Origin of the sequence: Yinghuangia sp. YIM S10712 (genome assembly GCF_051388935.1) — a bacterium.
In the GTDB taxonomy this organism is placed as follows: Bacteria; Actinomycetota; Actinomycetes; order Streptomycetales; family Streptomycetaceae; genus Yinghuangia.
Map to the genome: position 1 here is coordinate 1,060,467 of NZ_JBPKBI010000001.1, position 16,398 is coordinate 1,076,864.

Annotated in this window: 12 protein-coding genes and 2 tRNA genes; 10 read left to right on the plus strand and 4 right to left on the minus strand. The window is 71.4% G+C overall.

From position 1 onward, the window contains the following. Positions 1 to 291: 291 nt before the first annotated feature. Positions 292 to 1,803 (minus strand): zinc-dependent metalloprotease, encoded by a 1,512-nt coding sequence (locus tag ACRX5W_RS04925; RefSeq protein ID WP_436786638.1) that lies wholly within the window; start codon positions 1,801 to 1,803, stop codon positions 292 to 294. A 366-nt stretch (positions 1,804 to 2,169) separates the two neighbouring features. Here ACRX5W_RS04925 and ACRX5W_RS04930 point away from each other — a divergent pair, with 366 nt between their 5' ends. From ACRX5W_RS04930 to ACRX5W_RS04945, 4 genes are all read left to right on the plus strand, one after another. After that, positions 2,170 to 3,237 (plus strand): NAD-dependent epimerase/dehydratase family protein, encoded by a 1,068-nt coding sequence (locus tag ACRX5W_RS04930; protein WP_436786788.1) that lies wholly within the window; start codon positions 2,170 to 2,172, stop codon positions 3,235 to 3,237. Positions 3,238 to 3,343: 106 nt separating this feature from the next. After that, complete coding sequence (locus ACRX5W_RS04935) at positions 3,344 to 3,772, plus strand: molybdenum cofactor biosynthesis protein MoaE (protein WP_436786639.1); 429 nt, start codon at positions 3,344 to 3,346, stop codon at positions 3,770 to 3,772. Positions 3,773 to 3,902: 130 nt separating this feature from the next. After that, positions 3,903 to 4,268 carry a hypothetical protein gene (locus ACRX5W_RS04940; protein WP_436786640.1) on the plus strand — a complete coding sequence of 122 codons (366 nt, stop codon included), beginning with the start codon at positions 3,903 to 3,905 and terminating at the stop codon, positions 4,266 to 4,268. Between the two features lie 10 nt (positions 4,269 to 4,278). Continuing rightward, positions 4,279 to 5,331 (plus strand): YlbL family protein, encoded by a 1,053-nt coding sequence (locus tag ACRX5W_RS04945; RefSeq protein ID WP_436786641.1) that lies wholly within the window; start codon positions 4,279 to 4,281, stop codon positions 5,329 to 5,331. A gap of 36 nt (positions 5,332 to 5,367) precedes the next feature. On the opposite strand, the gene ACRX5W_RS04950 is transcribed toward ACRX5W_RS04945, so the two are convergent. After that, positions 5,368 to 5,892, minus strand: a complete 525-nt coding sequence (locus tag ACRX5W_RS04950) for a PPA1309 family protein (RefSeq protein WP_436786642.1) — start codon at positions 5,890 to 5,892, stop codon at positions 5,368 to 5,370. Between the two features lie 176 nt (positions 5,893 to 6,068). Here ACRX5W_RS04950 and ACRX5W_RS04955 point away from each other — a divergent pair, with 176 nt between their 5' ends. Together ACRX5W_RS04955 and ACRX5W_RS04960 are read left to right on the plus strand one after the other, a co-directional pair. Beyond that, the gene (locus tag ACRX5W_RS04955) at positions 6,069 to 9,185 is read left to right on the plus strand and encodes a UPF0182 family membrane protein (protein WP_436786643.1); all 3,117 of its coding nucleotides are present in this window, start codon (positions 6,069 to 6,071) and stop codon (positions 9,183 to 9,185) included. A 130-nt stretch (positions 9,186 to 9,315) separates the two neighbouring features. Continuing rightward, a tRNA-Met gene (locus tag ACRX5W_RS04960) sits at positions 9,316 to 9,392 on the plus strand. Positions 9,393 to 9,707: 315 nt separating this feature from the next. On the opposite strand, the gene ACRX5W_RS04965 is transcribed toward ACRX5W_RS04960, so the two are convergent. Next, on the minus strand, positions 9,708 to 9,995 hold the full coding sequence (locus ACRX5W_RS04965) for a hypothetical protein (protein WP_436786644.1): 288 nt from the start codon (positions 9,993 to 9,995) through the stop codon (positions 9,708 to 9,710). A 615-nt stretch (positions 9,996 to 10,610) separates the two neighbouring features. Here ACRX5W_RS04965 and ACRX5W_RS04970 point away from each other — a divergent pair. From ACRX5W_RS04970 to ACRX5W_RS04980, 3 genes are all read left to right on the plus strand, one after another. Beyond that, positions 10,611 to 10,687, plus strand: a tRNA-Met gene (locus ACRX5W_RS04970). Positions 10,688 to 11,046: 359 nt separating this feature from the next. Continuing rightward, on the plus strand, positions 11,047 to 12,849 hold the full coding sequence (locus ACRX5W_RS04975) for a tetratricopeptide repeat protein (RefSeq protein WP_436786645.1): 1,803 nt from the start codon (positions 11,047 to 11,049) through the stop codon (positions 12,847 to 12,849). A 213-nt stretch (positions 12,850 to 13,062) separates the two neighbouring features. Then, complete coding sequence (locus ACRX5W_RS04980; RefSeq protein WP_436786646.1) at positions 13,063 to 14,256, plus strand: hypothetical protein; 1,194 nt, start codon at positions 13,063 to 13,065, stop codon at positions 14,254 to 14,256. 57 nt (positions 14,257 to 14,313) lie between these two features. On the opposite strand, the gene ACRX5W_RS04985 is transcribed toward ACRX5W_RS04980, so the two are convergent. Beyond that, positions 14,314 to 14,739, minus strand: coding sequence for a Fur family transcriptional regulator (locus ACRX5W_RS04985; protein ID WP_436786647.1), 426 nt, complete (start codon positions 14,737 to 14,739; stop codon positions 14,314 to 14,316). Positions 14,740 to 14,877: 138 nt separating this feature from the next. Between ACRX5W_RS04985 and ACRX5W_RS04990 the strand changes: the two genes are divergently transcribed. Continuing rightward, positions 14,878 to 16,344, plus strand: a complete 1,467-nt coding sequence (locus ACRX5W_RS04990; RefSeq protein WP_436786648.1) for a catalase — start codon at positions 14,878 to 14,880, stop codon at positions 16,342 to 16,344. Positions 16,345 to 16,398: the final 54 nt, after the last annotated feature.

Sequence of the window (16,398 nt, forward strand, 5' to 3'; positions counted from 1 at the left end):
CTTCCCAGAACCTGCCCTTCCGCCGCGGCGACACCGCAGTGCGCATTCGTGCCACACGACCGCACGACCCGATGCGGGTCCGAAAGGTCGCCGATCTTGCGCGGAGGACCAGCCGGGCGCTGCGAACCGCGGACGGCCCGGGAACCGGCGCACGGAACGAGTCGGGCCGCCGGCCGTCGGCGGCTGGGACAGCCACGCAATTCGCGAGGGGCCCGATGCTTACCGCCCAGCCGACGCGCCCCAACCGGGCACGCCGACCGGATGCGTGACGGCACCGGTCCGCTGCGCGTCTCAGCCCTCGTCGCCGCGGTCCTTGCCGTCGTCCTCCTCGGGCTTGCCGCGTTCGCCTTGGCCTTCCTCGCCGCGCTCTTCTTCGAGCTTCTCCAGGTCGGCGTCCATTTGCGCGGTGAGCCCCGACAGGTCCAGCTCCTCGCGGTGGACGAAGCCGTCCGGGTCGTCGAGGTCCGCGGCGGTCGGCAGCATGTCCGGGTGCGCCCACAGCGCGTCGCGTCCGTCGGCGCCGCGTGCGTCGGCGAGCGAGGCCCACAGCCGCGACGCGTCGCGCAGGCGGCGGGGACGCAGTTCGAGGCCGACAAGCGTCGCGAAGGTCTGCTCGGCGGGGCCGCCGGAGGCGCGGCGGCGGCGCAGCGTCTCGCGGAGCGCCGCGGCGGACGGAAGCCGCGGCGCGGCGGCGGCGTGCACCACCGCGTCGACCCAGCCCTCGACGAGGGCGAGCGCGGTCTCCAGCCGGGCCAGGGCAGCCTTCTGCTCGGGGGTCTCCTCCGGCTCGAAGAGGCCCTGGGTGAAAGCCTCTTGCAGCGCCTCGGGGTTCGTCGGGTCGATGCGTCCGGCGGCCTCCTCCAGGCGGCTCATGTCGACCTTGATGCCGCGCGCGTACGCGTCGACCGCGCCGAACAGGTGCTGTCGCAGCCATGGCACATGCGCGAAAAGCCGCTGGTGGGCGGCCTCACGCAGCGCGAGATACAGGCGTACCTCGTCCTGCGGCAGGCCGAGGCCGGAGCCGAACGCCGCGAGGTTCGCCGGGAGCAGCGCCGCGCGCCCGGCCGGGCCGATCGGCAGGCCGATGTCGGCCGAGCCGACGACCTCGCCGGCGAGCGCGCCAAGCGCTTGGCCGACCTGAGCCCCGAACATCGCCCCGCCCATGCCGCGCATCATGCCGATCAGCGGACCGGCCATCTGCTGCATCTCGGCGGGCATCATGTCGCCCATCGCGCTGACGACGCGCGTGGCCAGCGGCTCGACGAGTTCCTTCCACTGCGGAAGGGTCGCCTCGATCCACTCCGCGCGGCTCCACGCCAGCGTCGTGGACGCGCCGGACGGCAGCGGTGTCGCCTCGTCCAGCCACAGCTCGGCGAGGCGCACGGCCTCCTCGACCGCCGTGCGGTCGACGGTGCCGACGCTTGTGTCGCCGCCCTTCTGGGCCACGGTCTGCCGGGCGATGTCGTGCGCGAGGTCCCAGTTGACCGGCCCGCCTTCGTACGACAGCAGCTTGCCGAGCTGCTGGAACGCCGCGCCGATGTCCGCCGGGTTCATGTTGCCGAACAGCGCACCGAACGGGTTGTTCGGATCGCCGCCGAACGGATCGAAACCGCCCTGCCCACCGGGCCCCGGCGGCTCTCCGGGACCCTTGCCGCCGCCCGAGCCCCCGGACCCGCCGGCGCTGCCGGATCCGAAGCCCGGGGAACTTCCGGACCCGCCTGACGCGTCGGAGGAATCAGGGTCGCGACGCTCGGGATCACCGCCGCCCGACGGCTTGCCGAAACCGAAGGGGAAGTCACCCATGACAACCTCCGTGCCGACCCCCGTCACCGGGGGTATGGGGGCGGTCGCCTGTGTGGCTCGCCCCGCCTTGTCTGACCAGGCCCGGGGGTCGGGCAGCGGACCGGTCGGAGCGCGCCGGGGCGCCTCGTGTCATGGTCATGGCCACACCTCGGGCAGGATGGATTGCGGATGCTGCGTCTCTTGCGGGCTTTCCGGACGCGTACTCCATGGTGAGCGCAGTAAACGCAGGCGAGCCGCACATACCAAACTAACCACGGGAGGCGGTCAGTGAGTTCCCAGCCTCCGCACGTTCGCTCTGGGCGGAGTGGGCGGGACCGTACGACCGAGACGCCCCAGGAGGACGACATCGAGAGCCCCCGACGCGGGATGGGGCCGGGTGCGCGCCCGGTTGTGGCGGTCACCGGCGCGGCCTCCGGCATGGGCCACCGCCTGGCCATGCTCCTGTCCGAGAACGAGCACGTCAAACGGCTTGTCGCGATCGACGAGCGGCGCGGCGACATCCCCGGCGCGCAGTGGCGGATCATGGACGTACGCGACCCCGCGCTGGCCGGCCGCCTCGAAGGTGTCGACGTCGTCGTGCACCTCGCGCTGGACCTGTCGCTCGACTCGGAGCCCCGCGCGCGAGGCGCCCGCAATGTCCGCGGCACCCAGACGGTCCTGACCGCCGCGGCGGCGGCCGGGGTGCCGCGCGTCGTGTTGTGCACGTCGGCCATGGTCTACGGCGCGCTGCCGGAGAACGAGACACCGCTCGACGAGGACTCCCCGCTCAAGGCGACCGCCGACGCCTCGCTGGTCGGCGACCTGCTGGAGATCGAGGAGCTGGCCGCCCGCGCGCCGAAGGCGCATCGCGCGCTCAGCGTCACGGTGGTGCGTCCGGCGACGCTGGTCGGCGGCCCCGAGGCGGACAGCGTGCTGACCCGGCACTTCGAGGCGCCGCGCCTGCTGGTGGTGTCCGGCAGCCAACCGAAGTGGCAGTTCTGCCATGTCGACGATCTGGCCGAGGCGCTCGTGTACGCGGCGCTCGGCAAGGTCGAGGGCGTCGTCACGGTCGGCTGCGACGGGTGGCTGGAACAGGAGGACATCGAGGAGTTGTCGGGCATGCGCCGCATGGAGCTGCCCGCGACGCTCGCGCTCGGCACCGCGGAGCGCCTGCACCGGCTCGGCCTCACCCCCGCACCGGCGGGGGATCTGGCGTACACGATGCACGGCTGGGTGGTGCCGTCGACCCGCTTGCGGGAAGCGGGCTGGCGGCCGTTGTGGACCAACGAGCTGGCGTTCGCGTCGCTTCTGGAGGACGTCGCAGGCCGGCACGCGCTGGTGGCGCGCCGGCTGGGCCGCAAGGACGCCACCACCCTGGGGGCCGCCGGGGCGACGGTCGCCCTCATCGGTACGGCGGCGATCGTGCGGAAGGTCCGCAAACGCCGCGGCATCTGACGCGGACCGGGCCGCTGTACGCTCCGCGCCGGGGCCGAGGCATACTGCGCCGGGTGGGCACCCGGTGGGCGAACCGGTGGGCAACGAGCCAGTGGAGGGCGCGAGCATGGGCACCGATGTGATCCGTTTGTTGGACATCCGCGACACCCCGCTCTCGCTCGACGAGGTCTTCGCGGCCGTGGGCGACCCGACCGCAGGCGGGACCGACCTGTTCGTCGGCACCGTCCGCGACCACGACGGCGGCAAGGGCGTCACGACGCTGGAGTACTCCGCGCATCCCAGCGCCGCCGACGAATTGCGGCGGGTCGCGGAGAAGGTGGCCGCCGACTTCCCGGTCGCGGCGCTGGCCGCCGTGCACCGCGTGGGCCGGCTCGAAATCGGCGACATCGCGGTGATCGTCGCGGTCTCGTGCCCGCATCGCGGCGAGGCCTTCGAGGCCTGCCGCCGCCTGATCGACACCCTCAAGCACGAGGTGCCGATCTGGAAGCACCAGCACTTCGCCGACGGCACGTCGGAGTGGGTCGGCGCCTGCTGACCGGGAGCGCCTGCCGACCGAGGCGCCGGCTGACCGAGGTGACGTTCACACCGGTTTCCGACGTGCGACCCGGATGACCCGTAGATACGCTTAACGCACTATTCCGTTGGGTTTCGGGCGGGGGTGCGGCATGGCGTCGATCGCAGGTTGGTGGGCCATCCCGGCGGTGGCCTTCGTGGCCGTCGTCCTGTGGACCGCGTGGCGCGGTCGCGCCCCGAAACCGCTCGGCATGCGCGACTCGGTGGCCCAGTACGAACACTTCCAGGCCGTGCTGACGCGCGTCGTGGGCGGTGACGCGACCGAGACCCCCGCCGCGAAGTCCCCCGATGCGTCGGCCGCGACCAGGAACGGCTTCCGCCGCGCCGACACCGTGTGGAAGCACGGAAGGAACGGCCGGCCGGGCGGTGCCACCGACTGGGCAGCCGACCGCTTGGCCTTCCCCGAGGAGCCGGACGCCGCCGAGCCCCGGGCTGCCGCACAGGGCGACGTGCCGTAGTCTCGCGCCCATGTCGCGTCGTACCGCCACCTTGGTCGTCACCGGCCTGTTGTTCATAGCCCTCGCGTGCGCCGCCGCGTTCACCAAGGTTCCGTACGGCGAACTGACGCCCGGCCCGACCGTCAACACCCTCGGCGACTACCGCGGCAAGCCCGTGATCGAGGTCGTCGGCGCGCAGACCTACCCGGCGTCCGGGCACCTCAACATGACGACCGTGTCGGTGACCAGCAAGAGCTACGACATGCCCCTGCTCACGGCCTTCGTCGGCTGGGTCAAGGGCGACGCCGACGTCGTGCCGAAGGGCGACCTCTACCCCGACGACAAGACCGAGAAGGAAGTCGAGCAGGAGAACGCCGAGGAGTTCACCTCGTCGCAGGAGCACGCCAAGATCGCGGCGTTCCGGAAGCTGGGCATCGCCGTCGAGGAGCAGGTGATCGTCGCGACGGTGGCCAAGGGCATGCCCGCGACCGGCCACCTGCACGCGGGCGACATCATCCTGTCCGTCGACGGCGTTCCCGTGCGCACCCCCGACGAGGTCGGCGCGGCGATCATCCGGCACAAGCCCGGTGAGACCGTGCAGTTCGTGGTCGATCCGGCCGACGCGCGCGGGACGCAGCGGACCATCGCGGTCGCGACCGCGGCCGCCGAGGACGACGGCCGCGCGGTCGTCGGCATCACCCCCGGTGTGCTGCCGAAGTTCCCCTTCCAGGTCACCATCCACCTGGAGGACGTCGGCGGTCCCAGCGCGGGCCTGATGTTCGCGCTCGGCATCATCGACACGCTGTCGCCCGGCGACCTCACCGGCGGCAAGTTCGTCGCCGGCACCGGCACGATCGACGACGAAGGCAACGTCGGCCCGATCGGCGGCGTGCAGATGAAGACGATCGCCGCCGAGCGAGCCGGAGCGAAGTACTTCCTCACGCCGAAGGCCAACTGCACCGAGGCGGCCAAGGAGAAGCCCGGCGGCCTCACCCTCGTCGAGGTCGAGACGCTGGACGAGGCGGTGGCCGCGCTCGATGTGATCCGTACCGGTCAGGGCACCTTGACCGAGTGCCCCGGCTGACGACCCGACCGGTACGTCACGGCTCCCGCACGCCGGTCACGCGAACGTCGCGCGCAGCGCTTCCGCGAGACCGGGGACCAGGCCCGCTCCCGACAGCACCTCGGTGTCCGCGTCCTTGTCGCGCAGTCGCAGCACCGACTCGCGGCTGCCGTCGCGCAGCACCCCCACCGCGATGCGTACTTCCTGGCGGTCGGGGCGCGCGGCCACCCACGCGGCGATCTCCTCGTCGGACCCGGTCGCCGGCATCTCGGCCTCGGCGGCGGGCGGCAGCATCAGGCGCTCCAGCACGATCGCGCAGCCGAGCACCGGATCCGGCCATGCGATGCCGGCCAGGAATTCGTCGACCGGCGTCTCGGCCGGGATCTCGTCCTGCTCGACGGGGGTGAGCGTGGTCGGTGTGCCCTCCTCGGCTGCGAGGCCGAGCTCTTTCGCCAACTGTGGTTCCGAGCGGACCAGAGCGGCGGTGTCCACGAGCGCGTACAGTCGGGCGGGCTGGTCCCACCCGAGCGCCGCGACGTGGCGTTCGATCTCGACGACGGCCTGGGTCAGTGCAACGGTCATGACCCCATCATCCCGGACTGCTCCCGACCGACCGGCGGGCCGGGTCGGTCGCCCGGCTGCCCGGGTGGTTCCGAGGTGCCTGTGGGGAACCATGCCCGGGCTCGGTAAGTTGACGAGTCGAGCGCCGACCGGGCGCAACCAGGTAATGATCGAGGTGCGCACCCTTGGTTTTTCAGATGCCCGAACGCGGCGACCCAGGAGGTCGCCGCATCAGATTGGGAGCCCCGTCCCGCAGACTGCGAACACTCCTGCTGACGCTCGCCATCCTCGTGGTGGTCGGCGTCGCGTGGGTGCTGTTCGCCAACTTCTGGACCGAGTGGCTCTGGTACAAGTCGGTCGGCTACGGCGGTGTCTTCCGCACCAAGCTGTGGACGCGCCTCGGACTGTTCCTGGTGTTCGGCCTTCTCATGGCTGCCGCCGTCGGTCTGAACATGTACTTCGCGTACCGACTGCGCCCGGCGTTCCGCGGCATGTCGATGGAGCAGCAGAGCCTCGACCGCTACCGCTCGGCCCTCGCGCCGTTCCGCATGTGGATCCTCATCGGCCTGTCGCTGATCGTCGGCGTCATCGCCGGTACGTCCGCGGCCGGGCACTGGGGTACCTGGCTGCAATTCGTGCACGGGGTGTCCTTCGGGGTCAAAGACCCGCAGTTCCACAAGGACGTCTCGTTCTACGCGTTCGAGCTGCCGTTCTACCGGTTCCTGGTGAACTTCAGCTTCGTCGCGGTCGTCGTCGGGCTGGTCGTCGCGGTGCTCACGCACTATCTGTACGGCGGCCTGCGCGTGCAGAGCCCCGGCGCCCGGGCGACCCCGGCCGCGCAGGCCCATCTGTCGCTGCTGCTGGGCCTGTTCGTGCTGCTGAAGGCGATCGCCTACTGGCTGGACCGCTATTCGCTCGCCGTGCACTCCGGTGACTTCAAGGAAGCGACCGAATTCACCGGCCTGCGCTACACCGACGCCAACGCCGTGCTGCCGGCCAAGACGATTCTGTTCATCGTCGCGCTGATCTGCGCGGTGTTGTTCTTCGTCAACGTCTTCCGGCGCACCTGGGCGCTGCCGATCGTCGGTTTCGGCCTGATGGTGCTGTCCGCGATCCTGATCGGCGGGCTGTACCCGTTCATCGTGGAGCGCTTCCAGGTCAAGCCGAACCAGCAGGCCAAGGAAGAGAAGTACATCTCGCGCAACATCGAGGCGACCCGCGACGCGTACAACATCGCGGACGTGCAGGCCGAGGGTTACGCGGGCAAGACGGACATCGCCCCGGGGCTCAAGAACGAGGCGACGACGGTCGCCAGCGTGCGCCTGCTCGACCCGAACGTGGTCGGCCCGACCTTCCAGCAGCTCCAACAGCTCCGCCAGTACTACGGGTTCGCCACGACGCTCGACGTCGACCGCTACAAGGTGGGCGGCGAGACGACCGACACGGTCATCGCGCTGCGCGAGCTCAACCCCAACGGCGGCCAGACCCGCAACTGGGTCAACGACCACACGAAGTACACGCACGGCTACGGCGTCGTCGCCGCGCAGGGCGACACGATCGCGGCCGAGGGCTACCCGGAGTTCCTGGACAAGGACATCACGCCGGACGGCTCGGGCACGATCGGGCACTACGAGCCGCGCATCTACTTCGGTGAGAAGACCACCGAGTACTCGATCGTCGGGGCGCCCCAGGGTACGACGCCCACGGAAATCGACTATCCGACGAGTGATGCCGCCGGCCAGCAGGTGTACACGTACGAGGGCGACGGCGGCGTACCGATCGGATCGACGTTCAACAAGCTGCTCTACGCGACGAAGTTCGCCGAGGGCAACATCCTGTTGTCCGACACGATCAACGAGAAGTCGAAGATCCTCTACAACCGCACGCCGAAGGAACGAGTCGAGGCGGTCGCGCCGTGGCTCACCATCGACGGCGACGCGTACCCGGCGATCGTCGACGGGCGCATTCTGTGGATCGTCGACGCCTACACGACGACGAACGGCTATCCGTACGCGACCCGGACGACGCTCGGCGAGGCGACGACGGACGAGCTCGTACGGCAGAACGAGAACCGCGGCACGGTCGGCAACACCGGCCAGGTCAACTACATCCGCAACGCGGTCAAGGCCACCGTCGACGCGTACAGCGGCAAGGTCGTGCTCTACCAGTGGGACGAGCAGGACCCGGTGCTCAAGACGTGGATGAAGGCGTTCCCCGGCACGGTAGAGAAGAAGTCGGAGATCTCGCCCGCGCTGATGGAGCATCTGCGGTACCCGCAGGACCTGTTCAAGGTGCAGCGCGAACTGCTCACGCGCTACCACGTCACCGACCCGAAGACGTTCTTCAACGGCTCGGACTTCTGGAAGGTGCCGAGGGACCCGAGCAGCGGGCGGCAGGCGAGCGGTGACCAGCCGCCGTACTACCTGTCCATGAGCCTGCCGCCGGCCCAGGGCCAAGTCGCCGAGACGCAGCAGTCGTTCCGCTTGACCACGACGTTCGTGCCGAAGGAACGCCAGAACCTCGCGGCGTTCATGGCGGTGAACGCCGAACCGGGCCCGGAATACGGCAGGATCAGACTTCTGACCCTGCCGACGGAGACTCAGATCCCGGGCCCCGAACAGGTGCAGAACAACTTCACGTCGGACCAAGTGGTCGCGGACAGACTCAACGTCCTCCAAATCGGCGGCTCGCAAGTGGTGTACGGCAACTTGCTGAGTCTCCCGGTGGGCGGAGGCATGTTGTACGTCGAACCGGTCTACGTGCGGGCGAACACCGCGAACAGTTATCCGCTCATGCGAAGTGTGCTCGCCGCGTTCGGCAACAAGGTCGTCATCGAGAACAGCCTTGACGCGGCGCTGAACGCGTTGTTCTCGGGGACGGCGCCGGGCACACCGACGACGCCGCCGGGCGCCACCCCGCAGCCGCCGGGTACGACGCCGACGCCGGGTCAGACGACCCCGGCCCCGGGCCAGACCACGCCCGCTCCGGGGCAGACGACGCCTCCGGCGCAGAGTCCGCCGCTGAAGCAGGCGCTGGAGGACGCGCAGAAGGCGATCGCCGACGCGGACGCCGCACTGAAGGCCGGTGACCTCGCGGGCTACCAGGAGGCACAGCGCCGGGTCGCGGACGCGGTGGCCAGGGCGGCCCAGGCGGAAGCCGCGGCAACGGTGTCGCCGCCGGCGGCGACGTCTCCACCGGCGACGTCTCCCCCGGCGACGTCTCCACCGGCGACGTCTCCCCCGGCGACGTCTCCACCGGCGACGTCTCCCCCGGCGACGTCTCCACCGGCGACGTCTCCACCCGCGTCGCCATAGCGGTCCGCCGCGATCGCCTCTGAGCAGTGCGCCTGACCGGGTTGTCCCGGGCCCTCCACCGCGTGTGGCGGCCTCGGGGCAACCCGGTTGGCGTTCTCCGTGGGGATCGCGTAAGGTAAAGGCATACCGACGCGGGGTGGAGCAGCTCGGTAGCTCGCTGGGCTCATAACCCAGAGGTCGCAGGTTCAAATCCTGTCCCCGCTACCACACCGAAGGCGGCGCACGATATGTGCGCCGCCTTCGTCGTTTCGCGACGCTGTTTCGCGGCGCCGCCGAACGGTCGCCGGGAGGCATGGCCCCGGCTTTCGGGCCGAGGGCGGGTTCGGCGCCTTGCGAACGCACGCCGGCGGTCTCAGCGACCGCACGCGGGCCGATCGGAAGCGGTGCACGAGGAGGGCCCTACCGCGCGACGGAGCGATGCTCGGTGCCCGGGGAAGCGAAAACGCCGCACCCGACCGGTCGTTCCCGGTCGGGTGCGGCGGGGTGTCGGGGGATCCGTGTGCGGTGGGCGGGTGCCGGTCGTCAGAGGGCGACGCGACGACGGAGCCCGCGCAGCGGCGCCGTCAGGACCGCACGGGCCAAACGGTGGTTGGGCCGAGCGGGGCGCGGGGGTGTCAGCTCCTGGATGATGCTCGCCGACTCGCGCGCGGCCACGGCGGAAGCCTCGGGGACCGAGGCCGGAGCCTGGTCATGCCCGAGGAGAGCGACGTGCCGTTCGAGCCGTTCGCCGGTGCCGCCCCGCATCGCGTCGACCGCGGGGATCGGAACCCGGCGCGGCCTGCTCGAATGGTCCATTCCTGGTATGACCACGAAGCAGACGGTACCCCATCGGCGGCCCTCCGTGACCGTTTCCTCCGGTAAGAGGCCGGCGCGCTCCGGGGGCCTTCTGCGGGTGTCGCGACGTCGATTTCACGCCGCGGGTCACCAAACATCCGCAGGCTACGCGACAGTTGGAACAAAACCGCCCTTATCGTGTGGACATATATCGATTCGGAGATGTGAGAGCGGGTGGTGAAAGGGCCTCCGGTTCTCGCTTTCTCGCGGAAGCGAGAATTCCGCGGCATTTCGGTGTGATGAACATCATGCTGAACTGCCTTGCCGGGCAGTCGTGTTCGAAAGCCGAGCGAAGTCCGGCGCGGGCCGCTGGTGGAGGGGCGCGGATGAGGGCAGGCTGAATCTGAGCGCTCGTCAACTCCGGTGCGGGCCGGATGTGTCGCGGGCGGCTGCCGCACGATGACTCACGTGGCCGTGTCGGCCCGGCGCCCGGTCGGCTCGGCGTTCCGGTCGGCTCGGACGTTCGTCGCCGACCGCGGCGTCGGGCCCTCGGCCTCCATCGCGGCGGCGGGTGTCGCTCGATCGGGTAAGACGTGCGCCGGCAAACGATTTGGCGCTCGAAGCGTCGTGCCGTACTGTTGGGTTCACCGACGCGGGGTGGAGCAGCTCGGTAGCTCGCTGGGCTCATAACCCAGAGGTCGCAGGTTCAAATCCTGTCCCCGCTACCACGAATGAGGGTCCGATCACCAAAAGGTGATCGGACCTTCGTCGTTGCGACACCGCATTGTCATCTTTCTATCGAGAAATCGACCCTACCGGCTGCGTCCGTTGATGCGACGATGGATGCATGGGGGCACGGCGGGGCAGAGAAGAGCGGAGCGCGTCCGCGCAGCCGCCGACTCGCCCTGCCCGAAATCAGGTCGGGGACCCGGGCGAAGGGACGTACGACGCCTACGAGTCGGCGCCCGACGGACCCGACACCGTCGTACTCGGCCGGGGCGGTGGGGAAGCGCGCGCGTCGTCGTTCGCACCGCGGTTCGCCTCGCGCACTCCTCCCGCTTCCGCTTCTGTCACCTCAACGGGGCCCGTGCCACCGGCCAAACGGCCCGACGACTACGCGGTGTTGGTGCCGTTCCGTCCGCGCCGGGCGTCCGATGGCGGCCTGGCCGGCGCCGACGCGGCGTCCGACGAGGACCTGGACCGCCGCGAACTCGCCGAGCTGGAGCGCCGGTACCGCGAACGTGCGGGCCGCGACGCGACCGCCGCGAGCCGACTCGGCCTGATGCTGCTGCGGCGCGGAGAGGAAGACGAGGCGGAGGCCTGGTTGCGCCGGGCCGCCGAGGCGGGACACCGGGGCGCCGCGACGAATCTGGGGGTGCTGATGCACCGTCAGGATCGTCTTCCGGAGGCGCGGCGCTGGTGGTTCCGTGCCGCCGAGGCGGGCAGCCGGATCGCGGCGTTCTCGCTCGGCGCGCTGCTGTTGGACAGCGTGCCGCAGGCCGCCGGACAACATGACAGCGAGGACCTGAACCAGGCCCTGTACTGGCTGCGGAATGCGGCGGAGGCGGGCCACGTACGAGCCGCGCTGGTGCTCGGGGAGTATCACGAGCAGCAGGGGCACGAGTCCGCCGAGCGGTGGTACCGGCGTGCGGCGGAGGCGGGGCATCCGGAGGCGGCGTACCGCCTCGGGTGCCTGAACCATGAACGCGGCGACGAACGCGGTGCGTCCGCTTGGTACTTGCGGGCTGCGTCGTGCGGGCACACGGCTTCCGCGGTCCGGCTCGCACGGCTGCTCCAGCAGGCAGGCGACGTCGTGGAGGCCGAGGAGTGGTACCGCCTGGCGGCCGAGGAGGGCGACCCGGGCGCGGCGCGGGCTCTGGGATTCCTCCGCCAGGACGCCGGCGACGCCGAGGCCGCCGCGCACTGGTGGCGGCACGCGGCCGAAGCCGGCGACGGCACGGCCGCGAACGCGCTCGGCGCGCTGCTGGCCGCGCAGGGACGCGACGGGGAGGCCGCGCACTGGTACGAACAGGCCGCGGCGACGGGGGAGTCCAACGGCGCCTTCAACCTGGGCCTGCTGCACACCGCCCGCGACGACGACGCGGCGGCGGAGCGCTGGTACCGCATGGCCGCGTATGCGGGCCACGCCGAAGCGGCCAACGCGCTCGCGGGGTTGCTGCTGTCCCGCGGCGACGCCGAGGAAGCCGAGGTCTGGTTCGCCCGGGCGAGCGAAGGCGGAAGCCTCGACGGGGCCTACAACCTCGGCATCCTCTACGCGCGTCGTACCACGTCGGACGGCCAGTCGGCGGCCGAACGCTGCTGGGAACGCGCGGCCGAGGGCGGGCATCCGGACGCGGCGCTGCAACTCGGTCTGATCCGCGAACGCCGGGGCGACGAGCAGGCGGCCGTACGCGCCTACCGCATTGCGGCGGGTGAAGGCCGCACCATCGCCGCGGTGCGCCTCGCGGGCATCCTCGCCCGGCTCGGCGACCGCGACGGTGCCGAGCACTGGTACGCGTCGGCCGCCGACGCCGGGCATGTCACCGCGATGCTGCGCTGCGGCGTGCTCCTGGCCCGCCGCGGCGCGGAGGCCGCCGCGGCCCGCCGCTTCCGCGCGGCCGCCGACGCGGGCAGCATCGCGGGCGCCTGGAACCTCGCCCTGACCCACCTGCGCCGCGGCGACTTCGACGGCGCCGAACCCTGGCTGCGCATCGCGGCCGAACACGGCCACGGCCGCGCGGCGATGCGCTTGGTGGTGCTGGCCCTCAAGGCCGGCGACGTCGCCGGAGCGGAACACTGGTGCGGACCGGTCGTCGCACACGGGCCGCCGGAACTGGCCGACCGCGCCCGGCGGTTGCTGCGGGCGCTGCGGGAGGAGATGGCTTCGTGAGCGGGGATGTGCCCGGACACGTCGCGGGTTCGCGTCCCCTCGCGCTCACCGTGCGAAGCCCGCGCGGCGGGGACCGGGTGTGTCCGGTTCCCGGCGAAGGCGTTCGCATGTTCGAAGGGATGGCGTGCGCGGTCCCCCGGGAGTGTGCGGCACTCTGATACCTGCGGGTCGCGTACGGCAAGTGCGTGACGGTGTGGGGGTGAGGAGGCGGTCGTGGTGCACGGTGTGGGGCAGCGGGCGTTGGCGGATGCCGCGGCGATGGCGGCCGCGGGGTACCCGCGCGCGGACATCGCCGGGCTGCTCGCCGTGCTCCGGGCAGCGGCGCTCGGTGACGCGAGGGACCACGACGCGGTCGCGGAGGTGATGACCGGGTTGCCCGCGTCGGTGCTGGTCGACCTCGACGCCCTGGCCCGACCGGCGGATCGTCTCGGTGACCTCGGGGATCTTGGCGATCTCGGCCCGCTCGCCGATCCGGGCGGCCTCAAGGAGCGGCGTGAGCTCTTGCGGCGGAGCGGACACCCGGGCGTCGCCGCGTTGTCGAGCATGGACGAGAACGGCGGGCTGCGCGAGGAGGCGCTGATCCGGCTGGCCGGCGTGCCGGGGCCGTTGGCCGCGGCGATGTTGGCGCTGCGCACGGACGACTGGGTCGAGTCGGTGCGGCACCGGGCCCGCATCGGACTCATGTGGCGGCTCGAACCGGACGAGGCCGCCGCGGTCGTGCCGATCCTCGACGCACGGCGAGGACGCGCGCGGTCCGAGGGCATCTTCGAGGTGTACCGGGACGCTTACCGGGACGCTTACCGGGCCGAACACCTCCCGACCCGTCGCCACGGCCACGCGCGCGACCTGGCGGCGTCGCCCACCCCGCAGCTCCGGCGTTTCGGGCACGAACTCGCGCGCGGGCTCGGTATCGCGGACGACTCGCTGCTGCTGCGTACCGCGCTGCGCGACCCGGACCATTCCTGCCGGGCCGCCGCCGGACACGAGTTGCTGCGCCGCGTCCGCGGCCGGCACCGCGACCGCACGGCACTTCGCCTGCTCAAGGTCGCCGACCCGCTGGTGCGCGAGCGTGCGGTCGAGGCGCTGCCGCCGTTCAGCGACCCGTTTCCGCTGGCCTCGGCACTCGCCGACCGGTCCCCGAACGTCCGTGCCGCGGCGCGGAGAAGGCTTGTCGCGGGCGGGACCGACCCGGCCGCGGCGTACCGTCGGCTCCTCGAACTCCCGCCCGCCCCGGGGATGGTCCCGGGCCTGCTCATCGGGCTGGGGGAGTGCGGCGGCGAGGAGGATCTGGCCGAGCTGCACGACCACCTTGACACCGAACACCAGGCCCAGCGCCGCGCGGCCCGTGCGGGCGCGGTGCGGCTGACGAGGACCTGGCTGCCGGAACAGCCCGACGGCAGGTCGTGACGGTCCGCCGACCGCTGCCGTGGGGGCCGGCCGCACGGCCGTCTCCCCGGTCGTGCCTCAGTGTTCCTCGGGCGCGGTACGGCAGTCGGGGCACAGGCCCCGGTAGGTGATCTCGATCGCGGAGACGGAGAAGCCGAAAGAGGCCTCCGGAGACAGCGCGGTCGCGGCGGTGTCGGTCGGGACGTCCCGGATGGTGTGGCAGCGGGTGCACACCAGGTGGTGGTGGGCGGTGCGGGCGTTGGGGTCGTAGCGCTTCGCTCGGCCGTCCGAGGTCACCTCGACGACCTCGCCGAGGTCGACGAGTTCGCCGAGGGTGTTGTAGACCGTCGCCCGGCTGATCTCGGGCAGCAGGCGGCCCGCGCGGGCGTGCACCTCGTCGGCGGTGAGGTGCACGTGCTCGCCGCCCAGGACCTCGGCCACGACGCGGCGCTGCGCGGTGAGCCGCCATCCCCGGTCGCGGAGCCGCTCCAGGAGGTCGCTCATGCACCCGAGACTACATCAGAGACAACTTTGGAACTAGTCCAAAGTGAGAACTGGACAAATTCTAAATCAGGAACTAGGTTAGGCGCTGTTCGAAGGCCGGGGCGGCGATGTCCCGGGGGTACGAAGGGGAGAAGCACCATGACCGACAGCACCTCGCGCGCCGTCCTCACCACCGAGTCGGGCGCGCCGGTCGCCGACAACCAGAACAGCGCCACGGCCGGCCCGGGCGGTCCGCTGCTGATCCAGGACCAATACCTGCTGGAGAAGCTCGCCCGGTTCAACCGCGAGCGCATTCCGGAGCGCGTGGTGCACGCCCGCGGCTCCGGTGCGTACGGCCACTTCGAGGTGACTGCCGACGTCAGCCGCTTCACCAAGGCGCACTTCCTCGGCGAACCCGGGCGCCGCACCGAGGTGTTCGCGCGCTTCTCGACGGTCGCCGGCAACCTGGGCGCGGCCGACGCGGTCCGTGACCCGCGCGGTTTCGCGCTGAAGTTCTACACCGAGCAGGGCAACTACGACCTGGTCGGCAACAACACCCCGGTGTTCTTCATCAAGGACCCGTCGAAGTTCCCGGACTTCATCCACACGCAGAAGCGCGACCCCTACACCGGCGTCCAGGAGGCCGACAACGTCTGGGACTTCTGGTCGCTGTCGCCCGAGGCCACGCACCAGGTCACGTGGTTGTTCGGCGACCGCGGGATACCGGCGTCATACCGGCACATGGACGGCTTCTCGTCGCACACGTACCAGTGGGTCAACGCCGAGGGGCGGGCCTTCTGGGTCAAGTACCACTTCAAGACCGACCAGGGCATCCGCAACCTGACCGCGGCCGAGGCCGCCGCGGTCGCGGGCGCCGACCCCGACTCGCACCAGCGCGACCTGCGCGAGGCGATCGACGCCGGCGACTTCCCGTCGTGGACGCTCAAGGTGCAGGTCATGCCGGTGGAGGACGCGGCGACGTACCGCTTCAACCCGTTCGACCTCACCAAGGTGTGGCCGCACGCCGACTACCCGCTCATCGAGGTCGGCCGCCTGGTGCTGGACCGCAACCCGGAGGACGTCTTCGCCGAGGTCGAGCAGGCCGCGTTCAGCCCGGCGAACTTCGTGCCCGGCATCGGCCCGTCGCCCGACAAGATGCTCCAGGGGCGCCTGTTCGCCTACGCCGACGCGCACCGCTACCGCCTGGGCGTCAACCACACGCAGCTCGCGGTCAACGCCCCGCACGCCACCGTCGCGCGCAACCACGGGCGGGACGGCGCGATGGCGGTCAACGCGGCCGGCCGGGCGAAGAACTACGAGCCGAACAGCTTCGGCGGCCCGTACGAGACTGGCGAGCCGCTGTGGGCGCCCACACAGGTGTCCGGCCCCACCGGTACGCACGCGGCCCCGGCGCACGCGGAGGACGACGACTTCGTGCAGGCCGGCAACCTGTACCGGCTGATGTCCGAAGAGGAGAAGGGCCGCCTGATCGACAACCTCGCGGGCGGGCTCGCGCAGGTGTCGCGCGACGACATCGTCGCGCGGGCGATCGGCAACTTCCGTGCCGCGGACGCCGATTACGGCGACCGCTTGGAGGCGGCGGTCAAGGAGCTGCGCAGCGCCTGAGCCGCCCGTTCGAACCCGCCGCGTCAGGGCCCGGCCCCCCAGACCGCCCTGATG

Bases quoted from the DNA above. Each gene is read 5' to 3' on its own strand.
- ACRX5W_RS04925 (WP_436786638.1), bottom strand. From the start codon at position 1,803: ATGGGTGACTTCCCCTTCGGTTTCGGCAAGCCGTCGGGCGGCGGTGAT.
- ACRX5W_RS04930 (WP_436786788.1), top strand. From the start codon at position 2,170: ATGGGGCCGGGTGCGCGCCCGGTTGTGGCGGTCACCGGCGCGGCCTCC.
- ACRX5W_RS04935 (WP_436786639.1), top strand. From the start codon at position 3,344: ATGGGCACCGATGTGATCCGTTTGTTGGACATCCGCGACACCCCGCTC.
- ACRX5W_RS04940 (WP_436786640.1), top strand. From the start codon at position 3,903: ATGGCGTCGATCGCAGGTTGGTGGGCCATCCCGGCGGTGGCCTTCGTG.
- ACRX5W_RS04945 (WP_436786641.1), top strand. From the start codon at position 4,279: ATGTCGCGTCGTACCGCCACCTTGGTCGTCACCGGCCTGTTGTTCATA.
- ACRX5W_RS04950 (WP_436786642.1), bottom strand. From the start codon at position 5,892: ATGACCGTTGCACTGACCCAGGCCGTCGTCGAGATCGAACGCCACGTC.
- ACRX5W_RS04955 (WP_436786643.1), top strand. From the start codon at position 6,069: ATGCCCGAACGCGGCGACCCAGGAGGTCGCCGCATCAGATTGGGAGCC.
- ACRX5W_RS04985 (WP_436786647.1), bottom strand. From the start codon at position 14,739: ATGAGCGACCTCCTGGAGCGGCTCCGCGACCGGGGATGGCGGCTCACC.
- ACRX5W_RS04990 (WP_436786648.1), top strand. From the start codon at position 14,878: ATGACCGACAGCACCTCGCGCGCCGTCCTCACCACCGAGTCGGGCGCG.